The organism is Kribbella sp. NPDC048837 (genome assembly GCF_055586945.1).
Genome location: NZ_JBVJHF010000009.1, coordinates 88887 through 115886 on the forward strand (window position 1 = coordinate 88887; position 27000 = coordinate 115886).

The 27000-nt window shown below is 69.1% G+C and carries 29 protein-coding genes; 17 read left to right on the forward strand and 12 right to left on the reverse strand.

All coding sequences use genetic code 11. The features are described 5' to 3' along the window. Positions 1-40 precede the first annotated feature (40 nt). Positions 41-1645 carry a substrate-binding domain-containing protein gene (locus ACZ6O0_RS35080; RefSeq protein ID WP_465769341.1) on the reverse strand — a complete coding sequence of 535 codons (1605 nt, stop codon included), beginning with the start codon at positions 1643-1645 and terminating at the stop codon, positions 41-43. Between the two features lie 370 nt (positions 1646-2015). Then, positions 2016-2483, reverse strand: a complete 468-nt coding sequence (bcp, locus tag ACZ6O0_RS35085) for a thioredoxin-dependent thiol peroxidase (protein ID WP_465769342.1) — start codon at positions 2481-2483, stop codon at positions 2016-2018. 104 nt (positions 2484-2587) lie between these two features. Between bcp and ACZ6O0_RS35090 the strand changes: the two genes are divergently transcribed. The 6 genes from ACZ6O0_RS35090 to ACZ6O0_RS35115 all read left to right on the forward strand — a co-directional run bounded on the left by ACZ6O0_RS35090 (position 2588) and on the right by ACZ6O0_RS35115 (position 7710). Beyond that, positions 2588-4186 (forward strand): circularly permuted type 2 ATP-grasp protein, encoded by a 1599-nt coding sequence (locus ACZ6O0_RS35090; protein ID WP_465769343.1) that lies wholly within the window; start codon positions 2588-2590, stop codon positions 4184-4186. A gap of 16 nt (positions 4187-4202) precedes the next feature. Beyond that, entirely contained in the window at positions 4203-5147 is a 945-nt protein-coding gene (locus ACZ6O0_RS35095) for an alpha-E domain-containing protein (RefSeq protein ID WP_465769344.1), read from the forward strand. Beyond that, on the forward strand, positions 5144-5986 hold the full coding sequence (locus ACZ6O0_RS35100) for a transglutaminase family protein (RefSeq protein ID WP_465769345.1): 843 nt from the start codon (positions 5144-5146) through the stop codon (positions 5984-5986). The genes ACZ6O0_RS35095 and ACZ6O0_RS35100 overlap by 4 nt, the downstream gene beginning before the upstream one ends. 4 nt (positions 5987-5990) lie before the next feature. Continuing rightward, positions 5991-7034 (forward strand): glucose 1-dehydrogenase, encoded by a 1044-nt coding sequence (locus ACZ6O0_RS35105; RefSeq protein WP_465769346.1) that lies wholly within the window; start codon positions 5991-5993, stop codon positions 7032-7034. A gap of 77 nt (positions 7035-7111) precedes the next feature. Next, positions 7112-7375 (forward strand): DUF3618 domain-containing protein, encoded by a 264-nt coding sequence (locus ACZ6O0_RS35110; protein ID WP_465769347.1) that lies wholly within the window; start codon positions 7112-7114, stop codon positions 7373-7375. Next, positions 7372-7710: a GroES family chaperonin gene (locus tag ACZ6O0_RS35115; RefSeq protein ID WP_465769348.1), complete on the forward strand. Its 339-nt coding sequence runs from the start codon at positions 7372-7374 to the stop codon at positions 7708-7710. The genes ACZ6O0_RS35110 and ACZ6O0_RS35115 overlap by 4 nt, the downstream gene beginning before the upstream one ends. Before the next feature lie 147 nt (positions 7711-7857). On the opposite strand, the gene ACZ6O0_RS35120 is transcribed toward ACZ6O0_RS35115, so the two are convergent. From ACZ6O0_RS35120 to ACZ6O0_RS35130, 3 genes are read right to left on the reverse strand one after another with little or no spacing between them, the layout of a single operon-like run. Next, the gene (locus ACZ6O0_RS35120; RefSeq protein ID WP_465769349.1) at positions 7858-8940 is read right to left on the reverse strand and encodes an amidohydrolase family protein; all 1083 of its coding nucleotides are present in this window, start codon (positions 8938-8940) and stop codon (positions 7858-7860) included. A gap of 2 nt (positions 8941-8942) precedes the next feature. Then, complete coding sequence (locus ACZ6O0_RS35125; RefSeq protein ID WP_465769350.1) at positions 8943-10019, reverse strand: FAD-dependent oxidoreductase; 1077 nt, start codon at positions 10017-10019, stop codon at positions 8943-8945. Between the two features lie 3 nt (positions 10020-10022). Continuing rightward, the gene (locus ACZ6O0_RS35130) at positions 10023-10304 is read right to left on the reverse strand and encodes a hypothetical protein (RefSeq protein WP_465769351.1); all 282 of its coding nucleotides are present in this window, start codon (positions 10302-10304) and stop codon (positions 10023-10025) included. Positions 10305-10333: 29 nt separating this feature from the next. Here ACZ6O0_RS35130 and ACZ6O0_RS35135 point away from each other — a divergent pair, with 29 nt between their 5' ends. Beyond that, a complete protein-coding gene (locus tag ACZ6O0_RS35135) occupies positions 10334-10561 on the forward strand; it encodes a hypothetical protein (protein ID WP_465769352.1) in 228 nt (75 codons plus the stop codon). A gap of 59 nt (positions 10562-10620) precedes the next feature. Continuing rightward, positions 10621-11010, forward strand: a complete 390-nt coding sequence (locus tag ACZ6O0_RS35140) for an amidohydrolase family protein (RefSeq protein WP_465769353.1) — start codon at positions 10621-10623, stop codon at positions 11008-11010. On the opposite strand, the gene ACZ6O0_RS35145 is transcribed toward ACZ6O0_RS35140, so the two are convergent. Beyond that, entirely contained in the window at positions 11007-11384 is a 378-nt protein-coding gene (locus ACZ6O0_RS35145; RefSeq protein ID WP_465769354.1) for a DoxX family protein, read from the reverse strand. The genes ACZ6O0_RS35140 and ACZ6O0_RS35145 overlap by 4 nt on opposite strands. A gap of 86 nt (positions 11385-11470) precedes the next feature. Here ACZ6O0_RS35145 and ACZ6O0_RS35150 point away from each other — a divergent pair, with 86 nt between their 5' ends. The 7 genes from ACZ6O0_RS35150 (at position 11471) to ACZ6O0_RS35180 (ending at position 19335) form a co-directional block, all read left to right on the forward strand. Beyond that, positions 11471-11941 carry a MarR family winged helix-turn-helix transcriptional regulator gene (locus tag ACZ6O0_RS35150; RefSeq protein WP_465769355.1) on the forward strand — a complete coding sequence of 157 codons (471 nt, stop codon included), beginning with the start codon at positions 11471-11473 and terminating at the stop codon, positions 11939-11941. Between the two features lie 15 nt (positions 11942-11956). Beyond that, on the forward strand, positions 11957-13057 hold the full coding sequence (gene dapC, locus ACZ6O0_RS35155) for a succinyldiaminopimelate transaminase (RefSeq protein WP_465769734.1): 1101 nt from the start codon (positions 11957-11959) through the stop codon (positions 13055-13057). A gap of 172 nt (positions 13058-13229) precedes the next feature. Then, the gene (locus ACZ6O0_RS35160) at positions 13230-14516 is read left to right on the forward strand and encodes a M15 family metallopeptidase (protein WP_465769356.1); all 1287 of its coding nucleotides are present in this window, start codon (positions 13230-13232) and stop codon (positions 14514-14516) included. 128 nt (positions 14517-14644) lie between these two features. After that, on the forward strand, positions 14645-15289 hold the full coding sequence (locus ACZ6O0_RS35165) for a hypothetical protein (RefSeq protein ID WP_465769357.1): 645 nt from the start codon (positions 14645-14647) through the stop codon (positions 15287-15289). 368 nt (positions 15290-15657) lie between these two features. Beyond that, positions 15658-16812, forward strand: coding sequence for an amino acid deaminase/aldolase (locus tag ACZ6O0_RS35170; protein ID WP_465769358.1), 1155 nt, complete (start codon positions 15658-15660; stop codon positions 16810-16812). Positions 16813-17188: 376 nt separating this feature from the next. Continuing rightward, positions 17189-18487, forward strand: a complete 1299-nt coding sequence (locus ACZ6O0_RS35175) for a D-arabinono-1,4-lactone oxidase (protein WP_465769359.1) — start codon at positions 17189-17191, stop codon at positions 18485-18487. A 125-nt stretch (positions 18488-18612) separates the two neighbouring features. Then, positions 18613-19335 carry a PIG-L deacetylase family protein gene (locus ACZ6O0_RS35180; RefSeq protein WP_465769360.1) on the forward strand — a complete coding sequence of 241 codons (723 nt, stop codon included), beginning with the start codon at positions 18613-18615 and terminating at the stop codon, positions 19333-19335. A gap of 492 nt (positions 19336-19827) precedes the next feature. Here ACZ6O0_RS35180 and ACZ6O0_RS35185 read toward each other — a convergent pair whose 3' ends face one another. The 5 genes from ACZ6O0_RS35185 to ACZ6O0_RS35205 all read right to left on the reverse strand — a co-directional run bounded on the left by ACZ6O0_RS35185 (position 19828) and on the right by ACZ6O0_RS35205 (position 23754). Continuing rightward, on the reverse strand, positions 19828-20235 hold the full coding sequence (locus ACZ6O0_RS35185) for a hypothetical protein (RefSeq protein WP_465769361.1): 408 nt from the start codon (positions 20233-20235) through the stop codon (positions 19828-19830). Positions 20236-20563: 328 nt separating this feature from the next. Further along, positions 20564-21490, reverse strand: coding sequence for an alpha/beta fold hydrolase (locus tag ACZ6O0_RS35190; protein WP_465769362.1), 927 nt, complete (start codon positions 21488-21490; stop codon positions 20564-20566). Positions 21491-21530: 40 nt separating this feature from the next. After that, a complete protein-coding gene (locus ACZ6O0_RS35195) occupies positions 21531-22067 on the reverse strand; it encodes a DUF6817 domain-containing protein (protein ID WP_465769363.1) in 537 nt (178 codons plus the stop codon). Between the two features lie 529 nt (positions 22068-22596). Further along, positions 22597-23040 carry a DUF6319 family protein gene (locus tag ACZ6O0_RS35200; protein WP_465769364.1) on the reverse strand — a complete coding sequence of 148 codons (444 nt, stop codon included), beginning with the start codon at positions 23038-23040 and terminating at the stop codon, positions 22597-22599. A 102-nt stretch (positions 23041-23142) separates the two neighbouring features. Next, positions 23143-23754, reverse strand: a complete 612-nt coding sequence (locus tag ACZ6O0_RS35205) for a TetR/AcrR family transcriptional regulator (protein ID WP_465769365.1) — start codon at positions 23752-23754, stop codon at positions 23143-23145. 70 nt (positions 23755-23824) lie between these two features. Here ACZ6O0_RS35205 and ACZ6O0_RS35210 point away from each other — a divergent pair, with 70 nt between their 5' ends. Both ACZ6O0_RS35210 and ACZ6O0_RS35215 read left to right on the forward strand, forming a co-directional pair. After that, the gene (locus tag ACZ6O0_RS35210) at positions 23825-24205 is read left to right on the forward strand and encodes a nuclear transport factor 2 family protein (protein ID WP_465769366.1); all 381 of its coding nucleotides are present in this window, start codon (positions 23825-23827) and stop codon (positions 24203-24205) included. A gap of 2 nt (positions 24206-24207) precedes the next feature. Next, complete coding sequence (locus tag ACZ6O0_RS35215; RefSeq protein WP_465769367.1) at positions 24208-25632, forward strand: MFS transporter; 1425 nt, start codon at positions 24208-24210, stop codon at positions 25630-25632. Here the strand turns inward: ACZ6O0_RS35215 and gndA are convergent. Further along, on the reverse strand, positions 25560-26999 hold the full coding sequence (gene gndA, locus ACZ6O0_RS35220) for an NADP-dependent phosphogluconate dehydrogenase (protein WP_465769368.1): 1440 nt from the start codon (positions 26997-26999) through the stop codon (positions 25560-25562). The two genes, ACZ6O0_RS35215 and gndA, sit on opposite strands and share 73 nt — an antisense overlap. Position 27000: the final 1 nt, after the last annotated feature.

Consider the following 27000-nt stretch of genomic DNA (forward strand, 5'->3'; position numbering starts at 1 on the left):
CTCCCCTTCGGATAGACATCCTAAGGGGAGGCAGCTGGGGTCAGCGGCTTTGCAGGGCGTCGATGAAGACCTGGCGCAGGTCGCCGGGGTTGCGGGCGACGTAGGACTGGCCGCCGGTGGCCTTGGCCAGGGTGCGGAGCTCGTCCGGGTTGGCGTCCGGTCCCATGCCGAGGGCGATGATCCGGACCGGGCGGGCCGGGTCGGTCAGGCCCTGGAGGGTCTTCACGGTCTGCTGCAGGGTCGGGCTGCCCGGGTCGTCGTTCTTGCCGTCGGTGAACAGCAGGATCGAGTTGACCGCGCTGGAGCTGTACTGCTGCCGGACCGCGCGGACCGCCGCGATCGCGGTGTCGTACAGGCCGGTGCCGCCGTTCGGGACCGGGTGCTGGATCTTCAGCTGGCCGAGGATCTTCTCCCGCTGCCGGGTCGACAGCGGACCGATCGGGACCAGTTCCTTGTAGTCGGCGTCGTCCGGGCCGATCTTGGTCGAGAACGTCCACAGGCCGAGCGACGCGCTGTTCGGGAACAGCGAGAGACCGCCGCCGGCCGCCTCGATGGTCAGCTGCATCCGGGTCTTGCCGCCGACCTTCTCCGCCATCGAGCCGGAGATGTCGATGACCGCGAGCGAATGCGTGGACAGCGACAGCCGGGTCCAGTTCAGCAGCGTCTTGTCGATCGCCTCGCTGGTCGGCTTGGTCAGCTGGCTCACGTCGCCGACGCCGCGCCCGCCGCTGAGCGGGCTCTGCGACGAGTCCCGGAAGCCGGCGTCGTCGCGGGCCTGCCCGAACGCGTCGGACAGCATCTCGCCGGCCAGCGCGTTCGCGGCCGAGGTGGCCTGCTCGGTGTCCGACTTCGCGGTGACCACGATCGGGTAGTCCAGGAAGAGCGTGCCGGTGGCCGGCACGATCGCCTTGAGCTGCGCCTCCGGGTGCTGCTCCTGGTACTGGACGAAGCTCTGCTCCGACGCCGGGACGACGGTCTGGCTGTCGGCCTGGGCGGCGCGACCGAAGACCACGTTGACGTCGGTGTACGGCTTGGCCATCGAGCCGAGGCTCTGGGCCAGCGGCACGATCAGCTGGCTGACCGCACTGTCGGAGGCGGACGTCTTCTGCCGCTCCGACTGGATCGCCAGCAGGGCCAGCGCACCGGGGGAGGTGCTCAGCGGGTCCAGCAGGGCCGGTGCCTTGACCTGGCCGAGGCTGCGCAGCCAGGACGAGGTGTCGGCGAAGTTCGAGTTCCGGCCGACCAGCACCAGCGGTGAGGTGGCGATGGACGGTACGGCGATGGTCGGGACGCTGTCGCCGTCATCGGCCTGGGCGACCCACAGCGACGAGTCCGGGACCCAGAGGTCGGGCCGGCTGTCGGCGCCGCTGGCGACGTCCTGGGCGACCTTCGACGAGGGTGCCGCGGTGATGGTGAACTGCAGACACGGAGTGCCGTCCTTGCCGCCCTTGCTCGACAGCGACTTGGCCGCCGCCTCCAGCGAGGACTGCATCTCGGGCGTCGTGGTCAACTGGATCTGCGTCGGGTCGTCGCACGACTTGGCGCCGCCGAGGAAGCCGTCGGCTCCCGACTCGGATCCGAAGGAGCGAACCACAAACACGGCGCCCAGAGACAGCACCAGTAGCCCGATCGCGGTGATGTACACCGAACGACGGTTGTTGTTGTTACTTCGCGTGACCGCAGAGGAATGTTTTCCCATCGCGGCAGGTCCCTCCCTCCCAGAGGCTGACTGCGCGCGCAGATTACCCGGTTTCGCCACGTCACGGCGAAGGTCGCCACCGTTCTTGACACACCCTTCGATGGACGCCGGTGGCCCGGGGAGTACCGCTCTTTCACAGGAACGCTGGAAAACTCACCGACGGTAGTGCTTCGGCTCCGGTCCGGTGAGATCGGGGTGTGATCCAAATCACATCAAAGACGTCCCTCAAACGACCGTTCCATGGACCATCACCATGAAACGGTCGAAGGTTTCCCTCCGGAGAACGTCCTGACAAGGTTGTCTTTCACCACCCGGCTCACAGGCCGAGGTCGCGGCGGAGCTTGGCCACGTGGCCGGTGGCCTTGACGTTGTACTGGGCCACCGCGATCTTCCCGTCGGGGTCGACGACGAAGGTGGACCGGATCACCCCGGTGACCTTCTTCCCGTACATGGTCTTCTCGCCGAAGGCGCCGTACGCCGTCAGGACCTCCTTGTCCGGGTCGCTGAGCAGCGGGAACGTCACGCCGTCGCGCTCGCGGAACTTGGCCAGCTTGGCCGGCTTGTCCGGCGAGATGCCGAGGACGGCGTACCCCGCGGCCTGCAGCGAGTCCAGCGAGTCGCGGAAGTCGCAGGCCTGCTTGGTGCAGCCCGGGGTCATCGCGGCCGGGTAGAAGTACACGATCACGTTCTTCCCGCGCAGGTCCGTCAGCGCCACTTCGTTGCCGTCGGCATCGGGCAGGGTGAATTCGGGTGCGGTGTCGCCGGCGGACAGACGTTCGGACATCAGGCCCTCCACGGGGATCTAGTCAACTGCCGGCAATGTTACGTGCGGAATAACTGCCGGGCGTTCGGGGTGCGGGACGGTCGATCGTGGGTGAAGATGCGCAGATGAGCCGCGCATCCGCCCGCCCCGGTGGTCCCCAGCTGTTCGACGGGTATCTGGACCCGCGCCGCCCGCACGCCGGCGCGTACGACGAGATGTTCGACCCGGTCGACGGCGTCCGTACGGCGTACAAGCGGCTGCACGACTCACTCCTGCCGCTGCAGCCCGCGGACCTCACTACCCGGGCCGACGCGCTCGACCGGGCGCTGGTGGACCAGGGCATCACGTTCAGCCTGTCCGGGGAGGAGCGGCCGTTCCCGCTGGATCTGGTGCCGCGGGTGATCACGGCGTCGGAGTGGTCCCGGCTCGAGCGTGGCATCGTGCAGCGGGTCCGGGCGCTGGAGGCGTTCCTCGCCGACATCTACGGCGAGCAGCAGATCGTGGCGGACGGCGTACTGCCGCGCCGGCTGATCACCTCGTGCGAGCACTTCCACCGGCAGGCGGCCGGGATCGCACCGCCGAACGGCGTTCGCATCCATGTGGCCGGCATCGACGTGGTCCGCGACGAGCAGGGCGACTTCCGGGTGCTGGAGGACAACCTGCGCAGTCCGTCCGGGGTGTCCTATGTGATGGAGAACCGCCGGACGATGGCGCGGGTGTTCCCGGACCTGTTCGCCAAGCACCGGGTGCGTGCGGTCGGCGACTACGCCGTACACCTGCTCAGAGCACTCAGAGCGGCGGCTCCGCCGGGTGCTACCGATCCCAACGTCGTCGTACTCACGCCAGGCGTCTACAACTCGGCGTACTTCGAGCACTCGCTGCTGGCGCGTCAGATGGGTGTGGAGCTGGTGGAAGGGCGGGACCTGCTCGCCCGCAACAACTCGATCTACCTGCGCACCACCGAGGGCGAGCAGCGGGTGGATGTGATCTACCGGCGGATCGACGACGAGTTCCTGGACCCGGTGCACTTCGTACCGGACTCCGTGCTCGGTGTCGCGGGCCTGGTGAACGCGGCGCGGGCCGGCAACGTGGTGATCGCCAACGCGATCGGGAACGGTGTGGGCGACGACAAGCTGATCTATACGTATCTGCCGGAGATCCTGAAGTACTACCTGGGTGAAACGCCACTTCTGCCGAACGTGGACACCTACCGCTGCTGGCTGCCCACTGAGCAGGCGGAGGTGCTGGACCGGCTGGATGAGCTCGTCACGAAGCCTGTGGAGGGCTCCGGCGGCTACGGCATCGTCTTCGGACCGGATGCCTCGGCCAAGGAGCTGCAAGCCCAGCGCCGCCGGATCAAGGCCAATCCGCGCGGCTGGATCGCACAGCCCGTCGTCCAGCTGTCCACTGTGCCGACCAAGGTCGGTGAGCGGCTGCAGCCGAGGCATGTGGATCTGCGGCCCTTCGCGGTGAACGACGGCGACTCTGTCTTCGTACTGCCCGGTGGACTGACCAGAGTGGCGATCCCCGAGGGCAGTCTGGTCGTGAACTCGTCGCAGGGCGGTGGGTCGAAGGACACCTGGGTGCTGGCGCCCAGGGCGTCCGGTGAGGACGCGGAGCTGCGCGGGCCAGGGCTGGGAGCGACCGGGCTGAAGTCCGACGAGGCGTCCACCCCGGAGCGCGGTCCGGAGCTGAACGTCGCCCAACAGCAGCAGCAACAGTGATGGGGAGGTGCTGACGATGCTCGCACGCAACGCCGAGTCGCTGTACTGGATCGGCCGGTACGTCGAACGCGCGGACGACACCGCGCGGATCCTCGACGTCTCGGTCCACCAACTGCTCGAGGACGCCACCGTCGACGCGGACACGGCCAGCCGCACACTGCTGGCCGTCCTGGGCATCACGCCGCCAGACGGCACGCAGCTGGACGTGTGGGGACTGACCGAGCTGGTCGCGATGTCGCCGGAGTCCGGCTCGATCGTGTCCTCGATCGGCAGCGCCCGCGAGAACACCCGGGTCGCTCGTGAGGTGGTGTCCAGCGAGCTGTGGCAGTGCATCAACGCCATGTGGAACGCCGTACCCGAGCGGCAGCGGGCCGCCCGACGGGTGGGGCCGCACGAGTTCTTCACGTTCGTGGAGGACCGGGCCGCGATGTTCGCCGGGCTGGCCGACTCCACCATGAGCCGGGACGACGGATGGCGGTTCCTGGTCCTCGGCCGGTCGGTGGAGCGGGTGGACATGATCGTCCGGCTGCTGATGTCACGGGTCGGTGACAAGCCGACGTCGCCGGGCTGGGTGACGGTACTGCGTTCTGCCGGTGCACACGACACGTACTTGCGGACCTATCGGGGCGCGCTGGATGCGTCGCGCGTGGTGCAGTTCCTTCTCCTGGACAGACTGTTCCCGCGGTCGGCGTTCCACGCCCTCATGCAGGCGGAGTCCTGCCTCGAGGCGCTCGACCATGGTCCGTCTGCCCGGATCGGTGCGGGAGCCGAGGCATCCCGGCTGTTGGGCAAGGCCCGGAGCGATCTGGAGTTCCTGCGGCCGGCCGAGCTGCTCGACGACCTCACCGGCCGGCTGCAGGCGCTGCAGACCACAGTCCGCGACGTGGGTGAGGCGGTGTCGCGCCAGTACTTCCATGCGGTGCCCTGGATCGAGTGGAACAACGCGGAGGTCAACCTATGAAGTGGCGTCTCCGGGTCGTCCACACGACCGGCTACAGGTACGCGACCGCCGTTACGCAGTCGTACAACGAAGCACGGCTCACTCCACGCAGCGATGCTCGGCAGAACCTCATGGTCGCCCGACTGGAGACCGTTCCCGCGACGCGCGCGTACAAGTACACGGACTACTGGGGCACCGAGGTCAACTCCTTCGACCTGCACACTCCGCACACCGAGCTGAAGGTGGTCGCGGCCTCCGTCGTCGAGACGACCGAGGAGCCGCCGCCGGCCGTCGACGCGACCTGGTCCGACATCCGCGCCCACGAGACTCTCGACAAGTACGCCGAGTACCTCGAATGGACCGGCTACGTGCCGAAGCACCGCGACCTGGCCGCCGTCGCCAGATCCCTGCGTACCGGCCGTACGCCGCACGACACCGTGCTGGCCATCTCCCAGTGGGTGCACGACACACTCAAGTACCAACGCGGCACCACCGGCGTGCACTCGTCCGCCATCGACGCGTGGCAGGCCGGTGAGGGCGTGTGCCAGGACTACGCACACCTCACTCTGGCGATGCTGCGTGCGGTCGGCGTACCCGCTCGGTACGTGTCCGGCTACCTGCACACCAAGCCCAACGCCGCCGTCGGTGAGACGGTCGTGGGGGAGAGTCATGCCTGGGTGGAGGCGTGGACCGGTGACTGGTGGGGCTTCGATCCGACCAACGCCATCCCGATCGGCCACCGGCACGTATGGGTCGCCACCGGCCGCGACTACGCCGACGTGTCCCCGCTGAAGGGCATCTACTCCGGCGGTGCGGCGACCGCCATCGAGGTGACCGTCGACATGACCCGGTTAGCCTGAGCGCATGCGGGCCATGATTGTCACGCCGGGGAAAGCCGACTCGGCCAGGGTGGGAGACGTACCGGAACCGCCCGAAGCAGATGGATCGGTTCTGGTGGAGGGCCTGTACACCGGCATCTGCGGGACCGATCTCGAATTGGTCTCCGGTGCGTTCGGAAGCGGCCGACCCGGCTCCGACCACCTCGTCCTCGGCCATGAGTCGCTGGGCCGGGTGCTGGAGGCTCCGGAGGGCTGCGGCTTCAGCCCCGGAGACCTGGTCGCCGGCGTGGTCCGCAGACCCGACCCGGAGCCCTGTCCGGCCTGTGCGCGCGGTGAGTGGGACTTCTGCCGCAACGGGCTGTACACCGAGCGCGGCATCAAGGAGATGGACGGGTACGGCGCCGAGCGGTGGCGCGTGGACCCGTACTTCGCCGTACCCGTCCCCAGTGAGCTCGGGCAGTTCGGCGTACTCGTGGAGCCGACCAGCATCCTCACCAAGGCGTGGGAGCAGGTGGACCAGGTCGGTGCGCGTTCGTGGTTCGGTCCGAAGCATGTGCTGGTCACGGGCGCCGGACCGATCGGCCTGCTCGCCGCATTGATGGCGAACCAGCGTGGGTACGACGTCCATGTCCTCGACCGGGCCGTGGACGGGCCGAAACCGGAGCTGGTGCGGGCGCTCGGCGGGACGTACCTCACCGACCTGAACGACCTGGACGTCATACCCGATGTGGTGATCGAGGCCACCGGGGCCGGGCAGGTGGTGTTCGACTGCGCGATGCTGCTCCCGCCGGCCGGAGTGATGTCCCTGATCGGCATCGCACCCGGACCGGCGTCGATCGACGTCCAGCTGGACGCACTGATCCGGCAGCTGGTGGTCCGCAACGTGGCACTGGTCGGCTCGGTGAACGCGGGCAAACGCCACTACGCGGACGCTGTGGACGTCCTGCTCGCGGCCGACCGGTCCTGGCTGGAGCGGCTGATCACGCGCACGGTGCCGCTGTCGGACTGGCCGTCGGCCCTGGTCCGGGAGCCGGATGACATCAAGGTGGTCGTGGACTTGCGGGGATGACCTGCGAGGATGGGGGCAGACAGGGGCAGGCCCGGCCATCCCGGGGCAGGCCCGCCAGGTGAAGGGAGCGTCGGCAAGTGTCGGACACGAAGGCTCGGACCCCCGAGCAGATCGAGGCGGACATCGCCGCCACCCGGGCGCGCTTGGCCTCGACCGTGGACGAGCTGGTCGACCGGGCGAACCCGAAGAACGTCGCGCTGCGCCAGGTCGAGCAGGCCAAGGCCCAGGTGTTCGACGAGAGCGGCCGGTTGCGCACCCAGAAGATCGTCGCGGTCGGCGGCGCCGTGGTCGGCGTCCTCGGCGTCCTGCTGCTGATCCGCCGGCTGGTGGGTCGCCGGTGACTCCACGCAAGCGGCTGTCCGACGACAAGCTGCCGATCCGGATGCTGCACGACCGGGTGCTGGTCTCGGTCGAGCAGGAGGGTGAGCGCAAGTCGTCGGCCGGCATCCTGATCCCGGCCACCGCGCAGATGGGCCGCCGGCTCGCCTGGGCGAAGGTGGTCGCGATCGGCGCCAACGTCCGGACCGTCGAGGTGGACGACCGGGTCCTGTTCGATCCGGAGGACCGGGCCGAGGTCGAGGTCCGCGGCGACGACTACATCCTGCTGCGCGAGCGCGACCTGCACGCGGTCGCGGCCGGCCGCCTCGAGGACGGCCAGACCGGCCTCTACCTGTAGCTCACCGGCAGCACGGCGACCCGGGCCAGATCCGCGTCACCGGGCAGGAACGCCGGGCCGTGCAGCATCTCGTTGCCCGAGGCACCGACGAACAGCAGCACCGACGGGATCTTCCCGGACGGCGATGGCCGGGCCGGCTCTCCACCGTCATCCGATCCCGTACAGTCGCCGGGCGTTGTCGCGACCCCACAACGTCGCCACCCGGCGGGCATCGTCGGCGGACCAGTCTCCCTGCTCGACGAACCCGCCGAGCACGGTGTCGAGCGCTCGGCGCCACAGCAAGGCACCGAGGTAGTGCAGCTCGGCCGGACCGGCGGCGTCCGACGAGTAGAGCAGCTTCGCGAACGGCGCCAGCTCCAGACCCTCGGCGATCACGGCCGCCGCGCGCGCTCCGACGTACATGGTGGTGAGTCCGAGGTCGAAGCTCACGTGGGGGAAGGCGTGCGCGAGGTACCCGGCCTCGCGGTGGAACGGGTAGCAGTGCAGCAGCACGATCTGTGTGCCGAGTGGCTCGACCAGGCGCAGCCAGTCGGTCAGCAGGAGTGGGTCGGCGGTCCGCAGGTTCAGATCCGTGTCGCCGAAGCCCACGTGCAGTTGCAACGGCAGACCGCGTCGAGCTCCGAGCCAGAGCAGCCAGCGCAGCAGTACCGGGTCGGTCACGCGGTCGGGACCGGCGGAGTACCACCGGTCGAGTGCGGACCGGACGTCCGCGGCGCTCGGCTCGGTCGGATCGAAGTCGAACCCGTGCCGATAGGCCACGATGCTTTTCAGCCCCACCGCATCAGCAGTCCGGGCCTCCAGTCGCCGTACCAACGCATCCGGTACGGCGGACGCCGTTGACTCGTGGGATGCGACGTACTCGAGCTCGGACTCGAGCCGGACGATCTCGTGGGTCCGTGCCCCGCTCAGCGTCGCCAGTCCGTCCATGTCGCCCAGGTACCCGGTGTCGACGAGGTAGTCGCTGACACCCGCCGCCCGGAGGAAGACGCTCTCGTCCTGGTGTGCCCGCGCAGCCAGGTAGTCATAGGCGGACGCATGCGGTTCCAGCCCGAGCAGGGGAGCGCAGTGACGGCGGATCGCCAGGCCCAGTTGGGAGTCGAACGTCGACATCCAGTCCGGCATCGAGCGGTCGGACTCGGTGATCAGTTGCTCGAAGCCCGCGCGGTCGAAGGGACCCCGGGCGACTCCGTGCACGTGGTGGTCGATCAACGCCAGGTCGTCAGTAAACAACGCTAGACTCCCGCGTGACTCGCGAGCCGGAACCGCGACGGGACACTGCTCTGGCCGAGCACCAGGTCGCGGACGAAAGCACCGACCAGGGGCACGAACTTGAAGCCCTGACCGCAGAAGCCGACCGCGACGGTGACCGGCCCGGCCCGGTCGATGACGAAGTTGTCCGACGGAGTGTTGTCGTACAGGCAACTGATGGCCGTCGACCTCCCGGTGTCCAGACCGGGGAACCACTCCTCGACGTACTGCAGCAGCCTGGCGTCGCGCTCCGGCTCCACCGCGAAGTCGCGGGTGTCGGGGTCGACCACGGTCCCGCTGGCGTGCAGTCCGACCTTCACTCCGGACCCGGGTTCGAACAACCCGTAGGCGTCCGGACCCCAGTGCACGAAGCTCGGCCAGTCCAGGTCCTCGGACAGCGGTGCGAAGAACCGCGGCTGCTCCTGCGTCACCGTGAACTCCGGCAACGGCACCAGTCCGGTCAGCAACCGGGGCGCCCACGCCCCCGCCGTCACCACGACATGCCGCGCCCGCACCGCACCGCCCGGTACGTCGAGCTCCACCAGCTCGTCGTGCACCCGCACGGCCCGCACCGGTGACTGCACCCGGAACTCGGCACCCAGCCGCGTTGCCACGGACTGCAGGGCCTTCACGCTGCGATCGGCGTACAAGCGTCCCGAGTTCGGCTGGTAGAGCACCGGTGTCTCGAACCGGAATCCCGGCCAGCGCTCCGTCGCCGCTTGCGGGGCGAGCACCTCACCGGTTGCCGCATGCAACGATCGGAAGGTCTCCACCTTCGCGGCGTCCGCGCCGTGGTCGATGCCGCCGGTGACCTCGAAGAGCGTCTCGCCGGAGTCCTCCTCCAGCTCACGCCACAGCGGCCGGGCCTGCTCGGTCAGCCGCATCACCTCCGCGTCGTCCGCGGACGGCCGGAACAGGCGCGTGCCGCCGTGCGATCCACCGCGGTCGTGCCCGAGCGTGTACTGCTCCAGTACGACGACCTCACGCCCGGCCGCCGCCAGTGCGCGAGCCGCCGCCGACCCCATCGCACCGGCCCCCACCACCGCCACGTCGTACGTCATCCCTCACCCCTTCGCCCGGCCGTCACTGTCGTAGCGTGCGCGCATCAAGCCTTCCACCACTTGGTGGTCCGTGCGCGGCGAATCGTGCAGTGCGGCCATGGTCCCCACCCGGTCACCTTCGGTCCGATTCTGTCCCATCTTCACCTTCGCGGAGACCTGCTCGGCGCGCAGGGTGAACGCCTGGAGCTCCGGCAATCGTTCGGCCGTGCGGTCGCGAGCCCACTCGTCAACGCGCCAGCGAGCCTTCGGTTCGCCCGGATTCAGCCCCTGCTCGTGGTCCTGCACCGGCCCCCACGACCCGCAGAGTATGGGCCATGACTTCCGCTGACCTCCTGCTCCGCCGCGATAACCACGTGCATTTCCAGCAGTGGGCGCTGTCCCGCCAGCACCTCGACCTGTCCGGTACGACGTCCGCCCGGGAGGTCGCGGACCGGGTCAGGGACCGGCTCGCCACCGATCCGCCGCCGGCCGGTGTCGCACTGCTCGGGTACGGGTTCCGTGACGGGCTATGGCCGGACGAGCCTCGACGAGGTCTCCGGTGACGTACCGGTGGCACTGGCCAGTGGAGACCTGCACTGCGGCTGGTTGAACAGCGCCGCCGGTGCATGCGCTGGACGATCGGGACGTGGCGGACCGGCACTGGGCCGGGCGGACCGATCGGGCGTTCGCCTTCGGCGGTCTGCTCGCTGCTGGGGCTGACCTGCGGCTCGGGTCCGATGCGCCGGTCGCGCCGCTCGATCCCTGGCTGTCGATCGCGGCCGCGGTGCACCGCTCGGACGATGGGCGACAGTCGTGGCACCCCGAGCAGGAGACCCCGGTCACCGCCGCGCTGGACGCGTCGACGCGCGGCGGCCGGACTCCGGTCGAGGGTGGTGCGGCGGATCTCGTCGTACTCGATGCCGACCCGGTGGTCGCCACCGTCGAGGCTCTCCGCACCACCCTGGTCCACGCGACGTTGCTCGCCGGCCGGTGGACGTGGCGGGCGGCCTAGAAGCTGTTCGGGCCGAACCGGAAGACGGCCACCAGGACGGCCAGGACGAGCACGACCGCGTTGATCACGATCGGCTGCGGCTCCTTGCGGCGGCCGTGGGTGATGATCGCGCCGATCATGATCACGCCGAGCCCGGTCGCGGCGAGCGGGACCAGGATCGGGGCGATGCCGAGGGCGCCGGGCAGGATCAGGCCGAGCGCGCCGAGCACCTCGGCGGTACCGATCAGCTTGATCGTGCCGGCGGAGAAGTCCTCGACCCACTGCATGTTCGGGTTCGCCAGCAGCTTGCGCCGGCTCTGGGTCAGCTTGGTCGCTCCGGCGGCGAGGAAGAAGGCGGCCAGGATTCCGGCGACGATCCACAGAAAGATGTTCATGTCTCACTCTCGGTCATCAGTTGATGCGTCAACCCAAAGGTAGCTCGGGTGACTTGAAGCGTCAACTAAGTCGGTACCATGGTCTCGTGGAGGGTGAACCGCGGTGGTTGGAGAAGGACGAGCTGGCGAGCTGGATGTCGCTGGCCGCGTTGATGTTCAAGCTGCCCGGCGTCCTGGACTACCAGCTGCAGCGTGACTCCGGGCTGACCCACTTCGAGTACCTGGTGCTCGCCGGGCTGTCCGAGTCACCCGACCGGTCGCGCCGGATGAGCGACCTGGCCGGCTTCGCGAACGGCTCGCTGTCACGACTGTCGCACGTGGTCAAGCGCCTCGAGCAGCGCGGTTTCGTCGAACGCCGTCCGGCCGAGGACGACGGCCGGATCACCGTCGCCACCATGACCGACGCCGGCTACGAGATCCTCGTCGCCGCGGCTCCCGGGCACGTCGCGACGGTCCGCGAGTACGTCATCGACACGCTCACGCCGGACCAGCTCGCCCAGCTCAAGGTGATCGCCGACCAGATCCTAGACAAGGTCGATCCCGGAAAGCCGTGCTGACACAATGGCGCAGTGATCTTCGAGACCTCCACCCGGTTGCCTGATTTCCCGTGGGACAAGCTCGCCCCGTACAAGCAGAAGGCGGCCGAGCACCCCGACGGCATCGTCGACCTGTCCATCGGCAGTCCGGTGGACCCGGTGCCGGACCTGGTGAAGAAGGCCCTGGCCGACGCGGCAGACGCCCCGGCGTACCCGACCACCATCGGTACGGCGTCCGTCCGGCAAGCCGCTGTGGACTGGATGGCCCGGCGTCTCGACGTCACCGGAGTGGACCCGCAGACCGGCGTACTGCCGGTGATCGGCACCAAGGAGCTGATCATGCTGCTGCCGACGCTGCTGGGCGTCGGAGCCGGTGACACCGTCCTGATCCCGGACCTGGCCTACCCGACGTACGAGGCGGGTGCCGCGCTGGCCCGCGCGACCAGCGTGCCGATCGCGGACCCGACTGCCTTTGAGGGGCCGGTGCGGGTGGCGTATCTGAACTCCCCGCGCAATCCGTCCGGTGAGATCACGTCGGTGGACGATCTGCGGCGGGCGGTCGAGTGGGCGCGGGCGAACGGCGTACTGCTGGTCAGCGACGAGTGCTACGCCGAGTTCGGCTGGGACGCGCGGCCGGTGTCCGTGCTGCACCCGGAGGTGTGCGGTGGCAGCTTCGACAATCTGCTCGCGGTGCACTCGCTGTCCAAGCGGTCCAACCTGGCCGGCTACCGCGGTGGGTTCGTGGCCGGTGACACGTCGGTTGTCACCGAGTTGCTCGCCGTACGGAAGCACGCGGGGCTGATGGTGCCGTCGCCGATTCAGGCCGCCATGGCGGTGGCATTCGCAGACGACACGCATGTGGAGGAGCAGCGGGCGCGGTACCTGCGCCGGCGGGCGGTCCTTCGCGAAGCGCTCACCGATGCCGGCTGGGAGATCACGCTGTCCAACGGCGGGCTGTACCTGTGGGCTTCGCATCCGGCGTACGACGCCTACGGCTCCGTGGGGGCGCTGGCGGACCTGGGCATCTTGGTTGCGCCGGGCGCCTTTTACGGCGCGGCGGGGGAGCGGCACGTCCGGGTGGCGCTGACCGGGACGGACGAGCGCATCGACGCCGCGGTGAAAAGACTGCAGGACTAACAGAACTTCCTCGTCCGGTGTGACGTCTTCTTGTGTGACTGCCTCTTATGTGGGTAGGTGAACCCAAGGAGGGGGAGGCATGCGCAATAGATGGCGTTGCATCGGGGTGGCAGGCGTACTGCTGTTGGGGATGGTGCCGGTAGGTGCTGCCCACGCGGTTGACGATCCGACGGTGACACCGTCGACTTCGCCGACCGCCGCGGTCGGTCCCACGTCGCCGACCGGTGCGGTCGGTCCGACCGCGACCCCGCCTGCTCCGGTCGACACGCCTGCGGTCGAGGAGCCGACGCCGACGCCGACTCCCACGCCTACTGCCACGCCGGCGGCGGCGTGGTCCATCACGCTGGACCAGCCGGCCGCGTCCTGGGAGGACAAGCCGACGATCTTCACCGGCAAGATCAGCCAGCCGATCACCGGCTCCTACATCACGCTGTGGCAGCGCGTCCCGGGGGCGTGGGTGCTGCGAGGGTCGACCCGGACCACGGCCGGTGGGGTGTACAAGTTCAGCTACATCTCGGCGTACACGGGTACTTGGGCGTTCCGGACCATGATCGGCGTGAAGGACACGACCGCGCTCGCGATCTCGGCGTACCGGACCGTGCCGATCCAGGACCGCAAGATCGTCATCAACACGCCGGCCGCCTGGTACGCGACGCTGACCGGAGTCTCGGTGACCGGGCGGATGACGCCGGCCGAGCCGGGCAAGGAGCTCGCACTGCAGGACTACCTCGGCAGCGGCAAGTGGCGGCTGCTGAGTATCGCGACGATGGATGCGGCCGGCAACTTCCGGCTCCGGGTCCCGGACGACATACCGTCCACCCGGACGGTGCGCGTCCTGACCCGTTACGTCAGCCAGCCCGCGATGGAGTACTCCGGCCTGGCCACGATCGTGGTCAAGGCCGCTCTGAACCCGAAGGTGTACGCCGTCTCGGCCGCCATGGTGCCGAACACGTACCGGGCCGGCTGCCCGGTCACACCGTCGTCCCTGCGGCTACTGCAGCTGAACTACTGGGGCTTCGACGGCAAGGTGCACCGCGGTGAGCTGATCCTGCGCGACGCCGCGGTGTCGAAGATGATCACCGTGTGGACCTCGACGTTCGCGTCCAAGTTCCCGATCCGGCAGATGCGGCGGGTGGACGTGTTCGGCGGCAGCGACATCAAGTCGATGGCGGCCGACAACACCTCGGCCTTCAACTGCCGCCGGGTCACCGGTGACCCGTACTCGCTCTCCCCGCACTCCTACGGCTGGGCGATCGACATCAACACGGTCGAGAACCCGTACCTGGCCGCGAACGGCGTCTGGTACCCGTCGAACGGGCTTGCCTACCGCGACCGCTCCGTGTCGCGTCCGGGCATGCTCTTCACGAGCAGCACCGCCACCAAGGCACTGATTGCCCAGGGCTACTTCTGGGGCGCCGGCTGGGCCAAACCCGACTACCAGCACTTCGAGCCGAAGTGAAAACCCTCGTAGCCGCTGTGGGGGTGTCGGCGCTGCTGGTGGGCTGCAGCACTGGGGCAGCTTCGGGGCCCCAGGCTGCTGCTCCCACCTCGACGCCCATCCCCAGCACGGTCGGTGGCACTGTGCCGGTGCCGACGAACACGTTGAGCACGGCCAAGCCCACCGATGCCGCCGTTCCGCCCGAACTGCCAGAGGAAGCAACCGCGCCACCTCCCGCCACCGCCGGACCGCTGAGCGCCCGCAACCTGCCGACGCCTGACAAGCTCGGCACCGGCTGGAAGACATACGTCGACCCGGGCGGCGCGGAGGCCGGGTTCCTCGGGAACAACACCTGGACCCGTCGCCGTGACCCACACCAGGCCGCCTTCGAGGCACTCCCCTCCGGCTGCTCCGGCCAGCCGGTGACGGGCTCGCTCCCGGTCCCGCAGTACGCCCTGGCCGGCAGCTACCGCACCCCCGACGCCCTCCCCGCCACTGCCTTGCTCCTGCGCTTCACCGACGCCGCCAAGGCCACCGCCTACTTCACCGGCTACCAAACCCGCATGAAGTCCTGCGGCACCGGCGGCGACCTCTCGGTGAGCGGACTCTGGTCCGAACAAACCGCCGCCACCGCCATCCGCTCCTACGCCGGAGCCGAGTCCTACATAGACATCTCCGTAGTCCAAGGCACCACAGTCGCTCTCCTAGCCACCACCTCAACCACCCCCCAATCCCAATCCGCCTGGTCCCACACCACCGCCCAAACCCTCCAATCCACCATCGACACCCCCTAGCCCCGCCCGGCCCAGCCCGGCTCACCCAAGCCCGCCCCGTCCCGGCCCACCCGGGCCCCTCACCCCGTCTCCGGCTCCTCGCGCCTGAGTCAGAAACGCCCCACGCCGCCCCGCCTTCACCCCCAGCCCCGCCTCAGCCCGGCCGCCCCAACCCGACCTGCCCGCTCACCCCGTCCGCGACGCCTCTCGAGCCTGAGCCACCCCACCCCGCCCGCCTTCAACGCCCCCGGCCGGCCAACCCCGCCCCAGCCCGGCCCTAAAGACCCGCCCCCGCCTCACCTCCGGCGCTGCAGGCGCCTGCTCTCCCGCAAGCAAACTGAACCAGAAGTTGTATTACCATTCAGTATTGTTTGTCCTAGACTCCGGTTATGGGTGACTTCGACCGGTATGCCCGCCTGACCGCGAACCTCGACGCGCCGTACGCCGTCATCGACCTCGCCGCGTTCCGCCGGAACGCCGACGACCTGGTCCGCCGCGCCGCCGGCACCCCGATCCGGATCGCCTCCAAGTCCGTACGCTGCCGCGCCCTCATCGCAGCCGCCCTCAAACGCTCCGGATTCCACGGGGTGATGAGCTATGCCCTCCCGGAAGCCCTCTGGCTCGCCCGCAACGGCATCGACGACATCCTGCTCGGCTACCCGACCACCCACCGCACCGCCCTCCGCGCCCTCTCCAACGACCCCGAGGCGGCCGCGAAGATCACCCTGATGATCGACTCACCCGAGCACCTGGCCTTCATCAAGTCCGTCACCACCGGCGGCGCCCGCATCCAGGTCTGCCTCGACGTAGACGCCTCGCTCCGAGTCCTCGGCCAGCACCTCGGCGTACGCCGCTCACCCCTACGCACCCCCGCCGACGTCGCCGCCCTCGCCCGTACGGTCGCCTCCGACGACGCCTTCGAACTGACCGGCGTGATGTTCTACGAGGCCCAGATCGCGGGCCTGCCCGACACCTCACCGGCCGTCCGCTGGGTGAAGCGCCGCTCCGCCGCCGAACTCGCCGACCGCCGCGGCGCGGTCGTCGACGCGGTCAAGCAGTTCGCGCCGATCCGGCTCGTCAACAGCGGCGGCACCGGGAGCCTCGAGGTCAGCAGCGCTGACCCGGTCGTCACCGAGGTCACCGCCGGTTCCGGCTTCTACGGCCCCACGCTCTTCGACAAGTACGACGTCTTCCAGCCGGAGCACGCGGTCGCCTACGCGCTGGACGTCGTACGGCGTCCTGCCCCGCGGATCGCCACGCTCTTCGGCGGCGGCTACGTCGCCTCCGGCCCGGCCAAGAAGTCACGCTTGCCGTTGCCGGCCTGGCCGTCCGGCTTGAAGCTGCTGGGCACAGAAGGTGCCGGAGAAGTGCAGACTCCGGTCCTTGGGAGTTCCGCCGCCGGGCTGCATCTTGGAGACAGAGTCTGGATGCGCTATGCAAAGGCGGGCGAAATGCTGGAGCGATTCGATGTCCTACACGCAATAGACGGCGACAACCTGACCGAGCTCCCGACCTACCGAGGCGAGGGAAAGAACTTCGGATGACCCCCCCGCCGAGCCACCTCACCACCTCCCGCCCCAACGGCCTGAGCACCAGCCTGAGCGCCCGCGCCACCTCCCACCGGGCGAGGCTGAGCGCCTGCCCGACTGCCCTCGTCACCGGGCGGCGCGGGAGCCTGAGCGCCCGCGTCGCCTCCCGCCGCGCCGGGCTGAGCGACCGCGCCACCTTCACACGCGACGGGCTGAGTAGCTGGGTGAGCGACTTCGCCACCTCCCGCCAGGACGGGCTGAGCACCTGGTCGAGTTACCTTGCCATCGGTCGGCGCGACAGGATGAGCACCTGCGTGAGTGACCTCGCGGCCTTCCGGGGCGGTGGGTGGTTGAGTGATCTTGTCTTCGGGCGGGGCGACGGGAGGATGGGATGAATACCTGGCGGAACTGGGCCGGTACGGAGTCGGCGACCGGCGTGGAGATCCTGCGTCCGACCTCGGCCGACGAGCTCGCGGCGGTGGTGAAGTCCGCGGCCGAGCAGGGCAAGAAGCTCAAGGCGGTCGGCTCCGGCCACTCGTTCACCGGCTGCTCCGTGCCCGAGCAGGTGATGATCCGGATGGATGGCCTGTCCTCGATCATCCACGCGGACAAGGATTCCGGCCGGGTGACCGTCGGCGCGGGCACCGGCCTGCGCAAACTCAACGCCGGCCTCGCCGCCTTCGACCTCGCGATGGCGAACCTCGGCGACATCGACAAACAGACCATCTCCGGCGCGATCTCCACCGGCACCCACGGCACCGGCGCGCGCCTCGGCGGCCTCGCCACCCAGGTCGTCGCGCTCGACCTCGTCACCGCCGACGGCTCGATCCTGCACTGCTCAGCAGAAGAGAACCCGGACGTCTTCGGCGCAGCCCGCATCTCCGTCGGCGCGCTCGGCGTGATCAGCTCGCTCACCCTGCAGTGCGTCCCCGCCTTCCTCCTCCGCGCCCAGGAGATGCCACTCCCGCTGAGCGAAGTCCTGACCGGCTTCGACGAGCTTGCCGATGGCAACGATCACTTCGAGTTCTACTGGTTCCCGCACACCGACATCGCGCTGACCAAACGCAACAACCGTGTCGCGCCGGGCGTCGGCGCGTCCCCGGTCGGCCGGGTCCGCGGCTGGGTCGACGACGAACTCCTGTCCAACAAGGTCTTCGAGCTCACCAACCGGATCGCGGTCCGCCGCCCCACCCTGGTCCCACGAATCAACCGGATCGCCTCCCGCGCCCTGTCTGCCCGCGAGTACGTCGATTCGTCGTACAAGGTCTTCTGTTCCGAACGCAACGTGATCTTCCGCGAATCGGAGTACGCCGTACCGCGCGAACACGTGGTCGACGTCATCCACCGCCTCCGCGACTGGATTGACACCTCAGGCTCGCGTATCCCGTTCCCGATCGAGGTCCGAGTCGCCGCCCCCGACGACATCTGGCTCTCCACCGCCTTCGGCCGAGACACCGCCTACATCGCGATCCACCAGTACCACCGCCTACCCCACGACCCGTACTTCCGCGCCTTCGAACGCATCGTTGCCGACTACAACGGCCGCCCCCACTGGGGCAAACTCCACACCCTCACCGCCCAGGACCTCCGCACCCGCTACCCCCACTTCGACGACTACCTAGCAGTTCGCAACCGCCTGGACCCCCACCAAACCTTCCAAAACCCCTACACCCGCCAAGTCTTCGGCTAACCCTCCAGGCCTCGCACCACCCCATCGGGTCTTCGGCTGACCCCTCCGCCCCCACGTCCGTCGGCGGATGGCCCCTTTGGGCAAAGGTACTTCCGGGGTGGTGTGGTGCAGGCTAGCCTGCGGGAATGAATGCTGCGGAGAGGCTCGAACCGGTTGTCGAGGACTGGCACAAAGCACTGGCGGTGGTCGCGCATCCGGACGACCTGGAGTTCGGGTCGGCCGCGGCGGTCGCGCGATGGACCGGGCAGGGGAAAGAGGTCGTGTACTGCCTGCTCACCTCCGGCGAGGCAGGGATCGACGGTGTCGCACCACAAGAATGCGGTCCGCTGCGCGAAGCCGAGCAGATCGAGTCCGCGCGGATCGTCGGCGTCTCGTCGGTCGAGTTCCTCGGCCAGCCGGACGGCACCATCGAGTACGGCGTCGCGCTCCGCCGCGTCATCACCGAGGTGATCCGCCGGCATCAGCCGGAGATCGTGATCACCAACAACTTCCGCGACAGCTGGGACGGCGACGTACTCCTCAACCAGGCCGATCACATCAACACCGGCCGCGCCACCCTCGACGCCGTCCGCGACGCCGCCAACCGGTGGATCTTCTCGGAGGCCGGCGAACGCTGGAACGGAGTCCGCCAGGTCTGGGCCGCCGGCTCACCCCGGGCCCGCCACGCCGCCGACACCACCGAAACCTTCGACATCGGCATCAAGTCCCTCAAAGCCCACAAGGCCTACATAGACGGCCTCGACTGGCCCAACTTCGACCCCGAAGAATTCCTCGAAGGCGTCTCCCGCCCCGCCGGCACCCTCCTGGGCACCAAGTACGCCACCCGCTTCGAAGTCTTCACCCCCTAACCCACTCCACCGACTACGGCCGCTGGTCGGAAACCGAGCGGGACCTGTTCCCCGCGGCGACCCGACTGTCAGTCGCGCAACCCACCCACAGCCCGCGGGCAAGCACACCCGCCGGTCGCGTTAGCAGCCCACGGGCGAGTGCACCGCCCGTCAGCTAGCGCTCGCCGACGGCCGCAGGTGAGTGGCGCTGCTGGCTGGCATCGGCCCACATGCGGGGGTGAGTGACGCTGCCGGTCGGGCTGGCACCGGCCCACATGCCGCGGGTCGGTGAGGCTGCCGGTCAGGTTGGCCCTTACCCGCACTCCCGTGGGTGTGCGCGGTGCTGCCGGTGGGGCTGGCGCTGACATCCGCGCACCGCGGGTAAGTGCACTTGCCGGTCGGGTTGGCCCTCACACCCCCACACCGCGGATGAGTGAAGCGGCGGGACGGGTTAGCCCGCGCGCGTGCGGGATGGGTCAGCTCGCGCGCCCACGAGCCGCGGGTGAGGGGGTGTCAGTCCTGGGGGAGGTCTAGGGCTGCGTTGAGGTGTGGGGGTGTGGGGTTGGGGCGGCGGGGTTCGCGGTCGCCGGCGGTGCCGGGTGGGTCTTGGCGGGTGTTCCAGGAGCGGACCAGGGTGCGGCCCTTGCGGGAGAGGCGGTGGAGGTCTATCTGCTGGACCTGGGAGGCTGGGAAGCCGAGTTGGGCGAGGCTTCGGTTCGCCATGCCGCAGGCCTCGTCGTGTTTGCGCGCCGCCATCTTGTGCTGCAGCACGATCGCGACGGTTCCGTCGGGGAGATCCTCGACCCGCTGGAACCGCATGCCTTTGTCCAGGGCCCACGACTTCATCGCGAGCTCGAGATAGTCGGATTCGGACAGTCGTCGGTCAGTCCTCGCGCGAGCAACCACTTCATAACGGGCCATATCCCGATCATCCGTCGCCCCACCCCCGATTTCCAGAAACCCCAGCCGAGCTCCGCCGTCATCCGGTGCGGCGCCTGGAGGTCAGGACGAGATCCCGCGGGTCATGCGGACGGCGGCTCGAGATCTGCGCGAGGGTGCCTGCACCTCCGCTCACCGCGCGTGTGGCACACGTCGGGTCCGGCGTGCCTGCTCGGCCTCTCGTACGTCGTGATGCCTCGCGCGTGGCGAGGACGGCGGGTTCAGCCTCGGCACCCGCGGCGGCGGCCAGGCTGCCGTGGCTCGGACTGCCTCGAGGAGCGGATCGTCGACGCCGCCGTGCGGCTGGGGGTTAGCGGAAGGCGTTGATGGCGGTGGCTACTTCGGTGGGGTTGGAGATGGGGGTTAGGTGGTTGGCGTTGGGGATGAGGGTGGGGGTGGGGGCGCCGATGCGGGTGGCGGTTTCGGTGGGGTTGCCGCCGTTGGTGTCCAGGGCGCCGAAGACGACCGACTTGGGGATGGGGAGGTCGCGGAGTTGGGACAGGCGTTCGGGGGAGACCGCGGGGATGCCGTGGGCGGTCATTTGCCAGATCGCCTTCTCCGCGCCGGGTTGGCGGAAGGGGCGCGTCCACTGGTCGACGTCCGGCGCGGGGCAGTTGGGCGCGCACGTGTTGTTGTAGATCTTGCGGATCAGCCAGTCCGAGCCGAGGACGAGGCGGAGCAGCGTCGTGCGGTACGGCGGAACGACAACCCGCCGTACGCCGGAATCACCGCCGGGCAACGGCAGACCGTCGCCGTCGAGGAACATGATTCCGCCGATGCGGGTCGGTGCCTCGAGCGTGGCCTCCGCGGCGATGCCGGCGCCCAGGGAGTGACCGACGAGGATCGGGCGCGGTTGGCCGGGACCGCCGAGGTGCATGGCGTCGAGGAACGCCAGGAGTTGGGCGCCGAGGTGTTCGACGGTGTACGGCGCTTTGCGTTCGCTGTAGCCGTAGCCGGTGATGTCGTAGGCGTAGACCCGGTGGTTGGTCGCGAGCAGGGGTGCGAGACGGGACCAGGTGTCGACCGATTCCACGGCGCCATGGACGAGCACGATCGGTGTGCCCGTCGTACCCCAGGTGTCGTAGCGCGTCTTGATGTCACCGGTCTGGACGAACTTGAGGCCTGGGGGTCGTGCGGCGGTTCCGCTGGTGAAGGCGTTGTACCCGAGTGATGCGGCCGTGACGATCAGCCAGAGACCGAGGATGCTCAGCAACACCCGGCGCAGGAACCGTTTCACGCCCCAAGTCTGACCGTCGCCTCAAGCTCGGCTTCTGGCGTTACGGCTGGAGGGTGCGTTGGGATTCGGTGAGGACGGCGGGGGAGGCGAGCGATTGCCAGCGGGGGATCTGTTCCTGGAGGAAAGGGCGGAGCTTCGGGGCCAGGGCGGGGGCGTGATCCAGGACGTCGAGTTCGTTGACGATCGTGAGGTCGATGAAGTCGCGGAGGTCCGCGGTGCTCAGCTCCTCCGACGTACCGGTGAAGCGGTCGGTGACGGTGTGGTGCTCGGCGAGGTCGCGCCAGGTGGTCTCGCGTTCGCAGGAGCCGTAGCGGTAGACGATCAGCTCGGCCTCGGTGCCGATGACGGACTCCAGCACCGGGCGCTCGGTCTGCCAGTCGAACAGGTGGGTCGGGAAGCCGTCGGTCCCGTACGCCGCGTGCGCGAGGCCGGCCAGGGCGAGGGTGTCGGAGGCGCCGAGGGAGGTCAGGCGCTTGGCGACGCGGTGGAGGTGCACGTACAGGCTCCCGCCCGCGTGCTCGAGTTCGTCGGCACCGCGCACCAGCAGCAGCGATCCCATGTCCTGGAAAGTACTCATCTGACCCCTTCGGTTCGGAGCGGTCAGGGCCCGGTGGGATCGGCCCAGAGAAACACGGTACGGCTTGGGGCATGCCCACGCCCAGCGATCCGGCGCGGCGGGTTCGTCACATTTCCAGCTGTACTTCGGGCGTGGTAAGGGGTGGCGGCCGTGGGGCGGGGGTGCCGCTGCCGCTGCGTTTGGTGGTGGGTGCGGGTAGCTGCCGTTTGGTGCTTCCCACCCTCGTGCGGGTGGTGCCCACGCGATCCGCCGGCTGGACGGGTGGGAACCACCAAACGTCAGCAGCTGGGGTCGAGGCGACCGGGCAGGCGGGGGAGGCAGGTGTGGTTGAGGAGGTCAGGCAGGCGGGGGAGGCAGGTGTGGTTGAGGAGGTCAGGCAGGCGGGGGAGGCAAGTGTGGTTGAGGAAGTCAGGCAGGCGGGGAAGGCGCTTGTGATTGAGGTCGTGGGCCGGTGCTGGGGTGGGGCCACGCACCCCGGGGCGTGGCGAGACGCTCGGCCGGGGTGCGTGTGGCTTGAGGGGGCGGCGGGTCAGTCCGCGAGGTCGGCGAGGGCCTTGCGGGCGGCTTCTAGTTCGGCTTCGAGGGCGGCTACCTTGGCGGCCTGCTGTTCGCGGGCGGCTTCGATGACCTCGTCGATGGGGGTGGAGAGGTCCTCGTGGAGTTCCTTCGCGGCGCGGGAGACGGCGGCGGCTGCGACGGCGAGGTTGCGGGCCAGGTAGGTGGAGCCCTGCTTGAGCTCGGCGTGCCATTCGCCGTCGGCGGTGCCGGTGACGGTGAGGGTCAGCTCGAGGGTCTTGGTCTTCTTGGCGGCCGCCTTCTTGGCCGGAGCCTTCTTGGGCTTCTCCTCGACGGGAGCGTCGGCGGCCGGCGGGGCTGCGTCTTCGGGGGCTGCGCTGTCGACAGATGGGACCAAGGCTTCGGGAGTGTCGGCGTCGGTGGACGGCGCTTCTGCTGCCAGAGTGTCTACAGTCATCGTTGCGGCGATCTCCTTCTGAACATCGCCCGCCGTGAGCGGGCTGGCGCTGAGAGTTTATTAGAACACACGTTCGACTCCCAGCCAAACCGCCACCTGCTGTCAAGTCTGCCGAACGCCGAGCAGCTTCACCAGGAAGCGGTCGATCTGGTCCTGCAGCGGCGGTAGGTCGGCCTCCGGCTCGTTGATCCGGATCGACACCGCGCCGTGCACGGCTGCCCGGAGGTCGAAAGCGACCGCGGCAGCATCGTCGGCCGGCGCGAGGCCGGCGTCCATGCAGCGCTGGACGGCTGCCATCGCGCGCGTGGCCAGCTCCTCCTTGAAGGCCAGGTGCATCCGCCGGTTCAGCGTGCTCTCGTGCAGCACCTTGTAGAGCCCGGCGTACTCCCGGACCCACGTCCCCAGGAACAGCAACCGTGCCCGTAGCCGCTCCACCGGATCGTCGCCGCCGCTCGCTTCCGCCTGGTCGAGGTCGCGGATCAGGTCCGCGGTGCACTGCTCGAGCGCGGCGAACACGAGCTCGTCCCGGTCCGCGAAGTGGATGTACACCGACGTCGCCGCGATCCCGACCTCGCGGGCGACGGCGCGCAGCGAGAGGGCCTCGTCATCGCCGAGCTCGTTCAGCATCCGCACGGCCGCGTCGATGATGTCGCGCCGCAGCAGCTCCCCCTGCCCTCGGCGGTTCCGGTTGCGGGTCGGCGTGGTCGCGTCCATGAACTCGATTGTATTGCAACGACCGTTGCCCTACAGTCGTAGCACTACAGCTGTTCACTTAAGGAATCCCATGGACCTCGAACGCAACAAGCAGACCGTTCTCGCCTTCTACGAAGTGGGTCTCAACCAGAAGAACTTCCCGGCCGCGGCGGCCCTCCTCGGCGACCGCTACCGGCAGCACAACCCGCGGATCGCCGACGGGATCGACGGCTTCGAGGCATTCCTCGCGACGCTCCGCCAGGACTTCCCCGAACTGCGCGCCGAGGTCAAGCGGATCTTCGCCGACGGCGAGTACGTCGTCGCCCACGTGTACGGCGTCCGCGTGCCGGGCCAACCGGGGACGGCGATCGTCGACATCTTCCGCCTCGACCCCGACGGCAAGATCGTCGAGCACTGGGACGTCATGCAGCCGGTCCCGGCCGAGTCCGCCAACCCGAACGGGATGTTCTGACCATGGTCACCGGCATCGCGCCAGAGGTCAGCGCCCGGCGCTGGTGGGCGTTGGCAGCGGTCGCGACGGCGCAGCTGATGATCGGCATCGACCTGACGATCATGAACATCGCACTGCCGTCCGTGCAGCGATCACTCGGACTCCCGGACTCCACCCGCCAGTGGGTGATCACCCTCTTCGCCCTCGGGTACGGCGGCCTCCTGCTGCTCGGCGGCCGACTGAGCGACCTCATCGGACGCCGGCGTGCCCTCCTCATCGGACTGACCGGCTTCGCGGCGGCGTCGGCCCTCGGTGGCGCGGCCACCGGCCCAGCCACGCTGCTCACGGGCCGCGCCCTGCAAGGAGTCTTCGCTGCACTCCTGACGCCCGCCGTCCTGGCAACCCTGGCTGCGTCCTTCCCACTGCCGGCCGAGCGCGGGAAGGCGTTCGGCATCTACGGCACCGTGATGGGGAGCGCGTCCGGTCTCGGCGTCCTCGCCGGTGGTGTGCTGACCGACTACCTCGACTGGCGCTGGTGCATGTACGTCAACCTGCCTGTCGCTGCTTTGGCAGCAGGCGGCGTCCTGTATGCCGTTCGACCGGTGCCGAGACGAGACGGAGTGCGAGTCGACATCGCGGGTGCGCTGCTCGCGACCGCAGGTCTGATGGCGCTGGTGTTCGGGTTCGCCAGGGCGGAGCCGGATGGCTGGAGTGCCCCCGCGACCTGGATGTCGCTGGTGGCGGGCGTCTTGTGCCTCACTGCGTTCATAACAGTGCAGGCGCGGGTCAGGACGCCACTGTTGCCACTACGCGTCGTCCTCGATCGCCGACGAGGCGGGTCGTACCTGGCGGTGTTCAGCCTGGCGATCGGCATGTTCGCCGCGCTGTTCTTCCTGACCTTCTACCTGCAGAACATCCGGCACTACTCGCCCGTGCGAGCCGGCCTGGCCTTCCTGCCGCTCACGGTCGGACTGATGGTTGGAGTGCGCGCAGTGAGCCGACTGCTGGCCAGAGCGGCAGTGCGCTCGCTCATCTGTCCCGGACTGCTCACGATCGCCGCAGGACTGACGCTCCTCGGGTTCCTGAAGGCAGACAGCAGCTACTGGCTGCACGTGATGCCGGTGTTCCTGCTGGTCGGGCTCGGTACGGGCTGGGTGCTGGTCACCGCGAACAGTACCGCCACCCTGGGCGCCGGCCCAGACAGTGCGGTGGCCGGCGCCATGGTGATGACGTCTCAGCAGGTAGGTGCGTCACTCGGTACGGCGCTGCTCAGCACAGTCGCCGCGACCATTGCCGCCCGCTCCGACGCCGTACACGGATTCACCGTGGCGAGCCTCGGAGCGGCCGGCTTCCTCTGCGTTGCGGCAGGTGCGGTCTACTGGGTCGTCTCGGAGCGGTCGCCGGACCACTCCAGGTGGAAGGTGCCCTCACGGTCGACCCGCTTGTAGGTGTGCGCACCGAACAGGTCCCGCAGTCCCTGGATCAGCGCAGCCGGCAGGCGCTCAGCCCGCAGTCCGTCGTAGTACGACAGAGCGGCTGAGAAGCCCGGAGCGGGTACGCCGACCTGTGCCGCCGTCGCGACCACCCGTCGCCAGGCCTCCTGCCCGTTGGCAACCGCTTCCTTGAAGTAGTCGTCGACCAGCAGCGAGGGCAGCGACGGGTTCCGGTCGTACGCCTCCTTGATGCGGTCCAGGAACCGGGCGCGGATGATGCAGCCGCCGCGCCAGATGGTCGCCATCGCACCCAGGTCGATGTCCCAGTCGTACTCCTCGCTGGCCGCCCGGATCGCGTCGAAGCCCTGCGCGTACGCGACCAGCTTCGACGAGTACAGCGCGTGCCGTACGTCGTCGATGAACGCGTCCCGGTCCACATCCGCCTTGGCCTCAGCCGGACCCGGGAGTACGCCGGCTGCCGCGGAGCGCCGTACGACGTCACCCGACAGCGATCGTGCGAACACAGCCTCGGCCATACCACTCACCGGGATGCCGAGGTCGAGCGCGGACTGGACGGTCCAGCGACCGGTGCCCTTCTGCTCGGCCTGGTCCAGTACGACGTCCACGAACGGGCCGCCGGTGGTCGGGTCGACCTGGCTGAGCACCTCGGCGGTGATCTCGATCAGGAACGACTCCAGGTCACCGGTGTTCCAGTCCCGGAACACGTCCGCCAGCTCGGCCGGGGACAGTCCGAGCACGTGCCGGAGCAGGTCGTAGGCCTCGGCGATCAGCTGCATGTCGGCGTACTCGATGCCGTTGTGGAGCATCTTCACGAAGTGCCCCGCGCCGTCCGGGCCGACGTGCACGCAGCACGGCTCGCCGTGCACGTGCGCGGAGATCTTGGTCAGCATCGGCTCGAGCGCCGCGTACGACTCGGGCGATCCGCCCGGCATGATGCTCGGGCCGTTCAGCGCGCCCTCCTCACCGCCGGACACGCCGCTGCCGACGAAGTGCAGACCCTGCTCGCGGAGCGCGGCCTCGCGGCGCCGGGTGTCCAGGAAGTGCGCGTTGCCGGCGTCGACGACGATGTCGCCCTCGGCGAGCAGCGGCACCAGTTCGTCGATGACCGCGTCGGTCGGCGCGCCGGCCTTGACCATGATGATGATCTTGCGCGGCTGCTCGAGCGACTCGACGAAGCCGGCCAGGTCGGTGGACGGGACGAACTCGCCCTCCGAGCCGAACTCCTCGACGAGGGAGTCGGTGCGCGCCTGGGAGCGGTTGTGCAGGGCGACACGGAACCCGTTGCGCGCGAGGTTCCGGGCCAGGTTGCGACCCATCACCGCGAGTCCGGTGACGCCGATCTGGGCTTTGGCAGAGCTCATC

Coding starts and splice junctions, on each gene's coding strand:
- bcp (WP_465769342.1), bottom strand. CDS start 2,483: ATGTCCGAACGTCTGTCCGCCGGCGACACCGCACCCGAATTCACCCTG.
- ACZ6O0_RS35090 (WP_465769343.1), top strand. CDS start 2,588: ATGAGCCGCGCATCCGCCCGCCCCGGTGGTCCCCAGCTGTTCGACGGG.
- ACZ6O0_RS35095 (WP_465769344.1), top strand. CDS start 4,203: ATGCTCGCACGCAACGCCGAGTCGCTGTACTGGATCGGCCGGTACGTC.
- ACZ6O0_RS35100 (WP_465769345.1), top strand. CDS start 5,144: ATGAAGTGGCGTCTCCGGGTCGTCCACACGACCGGCTACAGGTACGCG.
- ACZ6O0_RS35105 (WP_465769346.1), top strand. CDS start 5,991: ATGCGGGCCATGATTGTCACGCCGGGGAAAGCCGACTCGGCCAGGGTG.
- ACZ6O0_RS35125 (WP_465769350.1), bottom strand. CDS start 10,019: ATGACGTACGACGTGGCGGTGGTGGGGGCCGGTGCGATGGGGTCGGCG.
- ACZ6O0_RS35135 (WP_465769352.1), top strand. CDS start 10,334: ATGACTTCCGCTGACCTCCTGCTCCGCCGCGATAACCACGTGCATTTC.
- ACZ6O0_RS35145 (WP_465769354.1), bottom strand. CDS start 11,384: ATGAACATCTTTCTGTGGATCGTCGCCGGAATCCTGGCCGCCTTCTTC.
- ACZ6O0_RS35170 (WP_465769358.1), top strand. CDS start 15,658: ATGGGTGACTTCGACCGGTATGCCCGCCTGACCGCGAACCTCGACGCG.
- ACZ6O0_RS35175 (WP_465769359.1), top strand. CDS start 17,189: ATGAATACCTGGCGGAACTGGGCCGGTACGGAGTCGGCGACCGGCGTG.
- ACZ6O0_RS35180 (WP_465769360.1), top strand. CDS start 18,613: ATGAATGCTGCGGAGAGGCTCGAACCGGTTGTCGAGGACTGGCACAAA.
- ACZ6O0_RS35185 (WP_465769361.1), bottom strand. CDS start 20,235: ATGGCCCGTTATGAAGTGGTTGCTCGCGCGAGGACTGACCGACGACTG.
- ACZ6O0_RS35195 (WP_465769363.1), bottom strand. CDS start 22,067: ATGAGTACTTTCCAGGACATGGGATCGCTGCTGCTGGTGCGCGGTGCC.
- ACZ6O0_RS35200 (WP_465769364.1), bottom strand. CDS start 23,040: ATGACTGTAGACACTCTGGCAGCAGAAGCGCCGTCCACCGACGCCGAC.
- ACZ6O0_RS35205 (WP_465769365.1), bottom strand. CDS start 23,754: ATGGACGCGACCACGCCGACCCGCAACCGGAACCGCCGAGGGCAGGGG.
- ACZ6O0_RS35210 (WP_465769366.1), top strand. CDS start 23,825: ATGGACCTCGAACGCAACAAGCAGACCGTTCTCGCCTTCTACGAAGTG.
- ACZ6O0_RS35215 (WP_465769367.1), top strand. CDS start 24,208: ATGGTCACCGGCATCGCGCCAGAGGTCAGCGCCCGGCGCTGGTGGGCG.
- gndA (WP_465769368.1), bottom strand. CDS start 26,999: ATGAGCTCTGCCAAAGCCCAGATCGGCGTCACCGGACTCGCGGTGATG.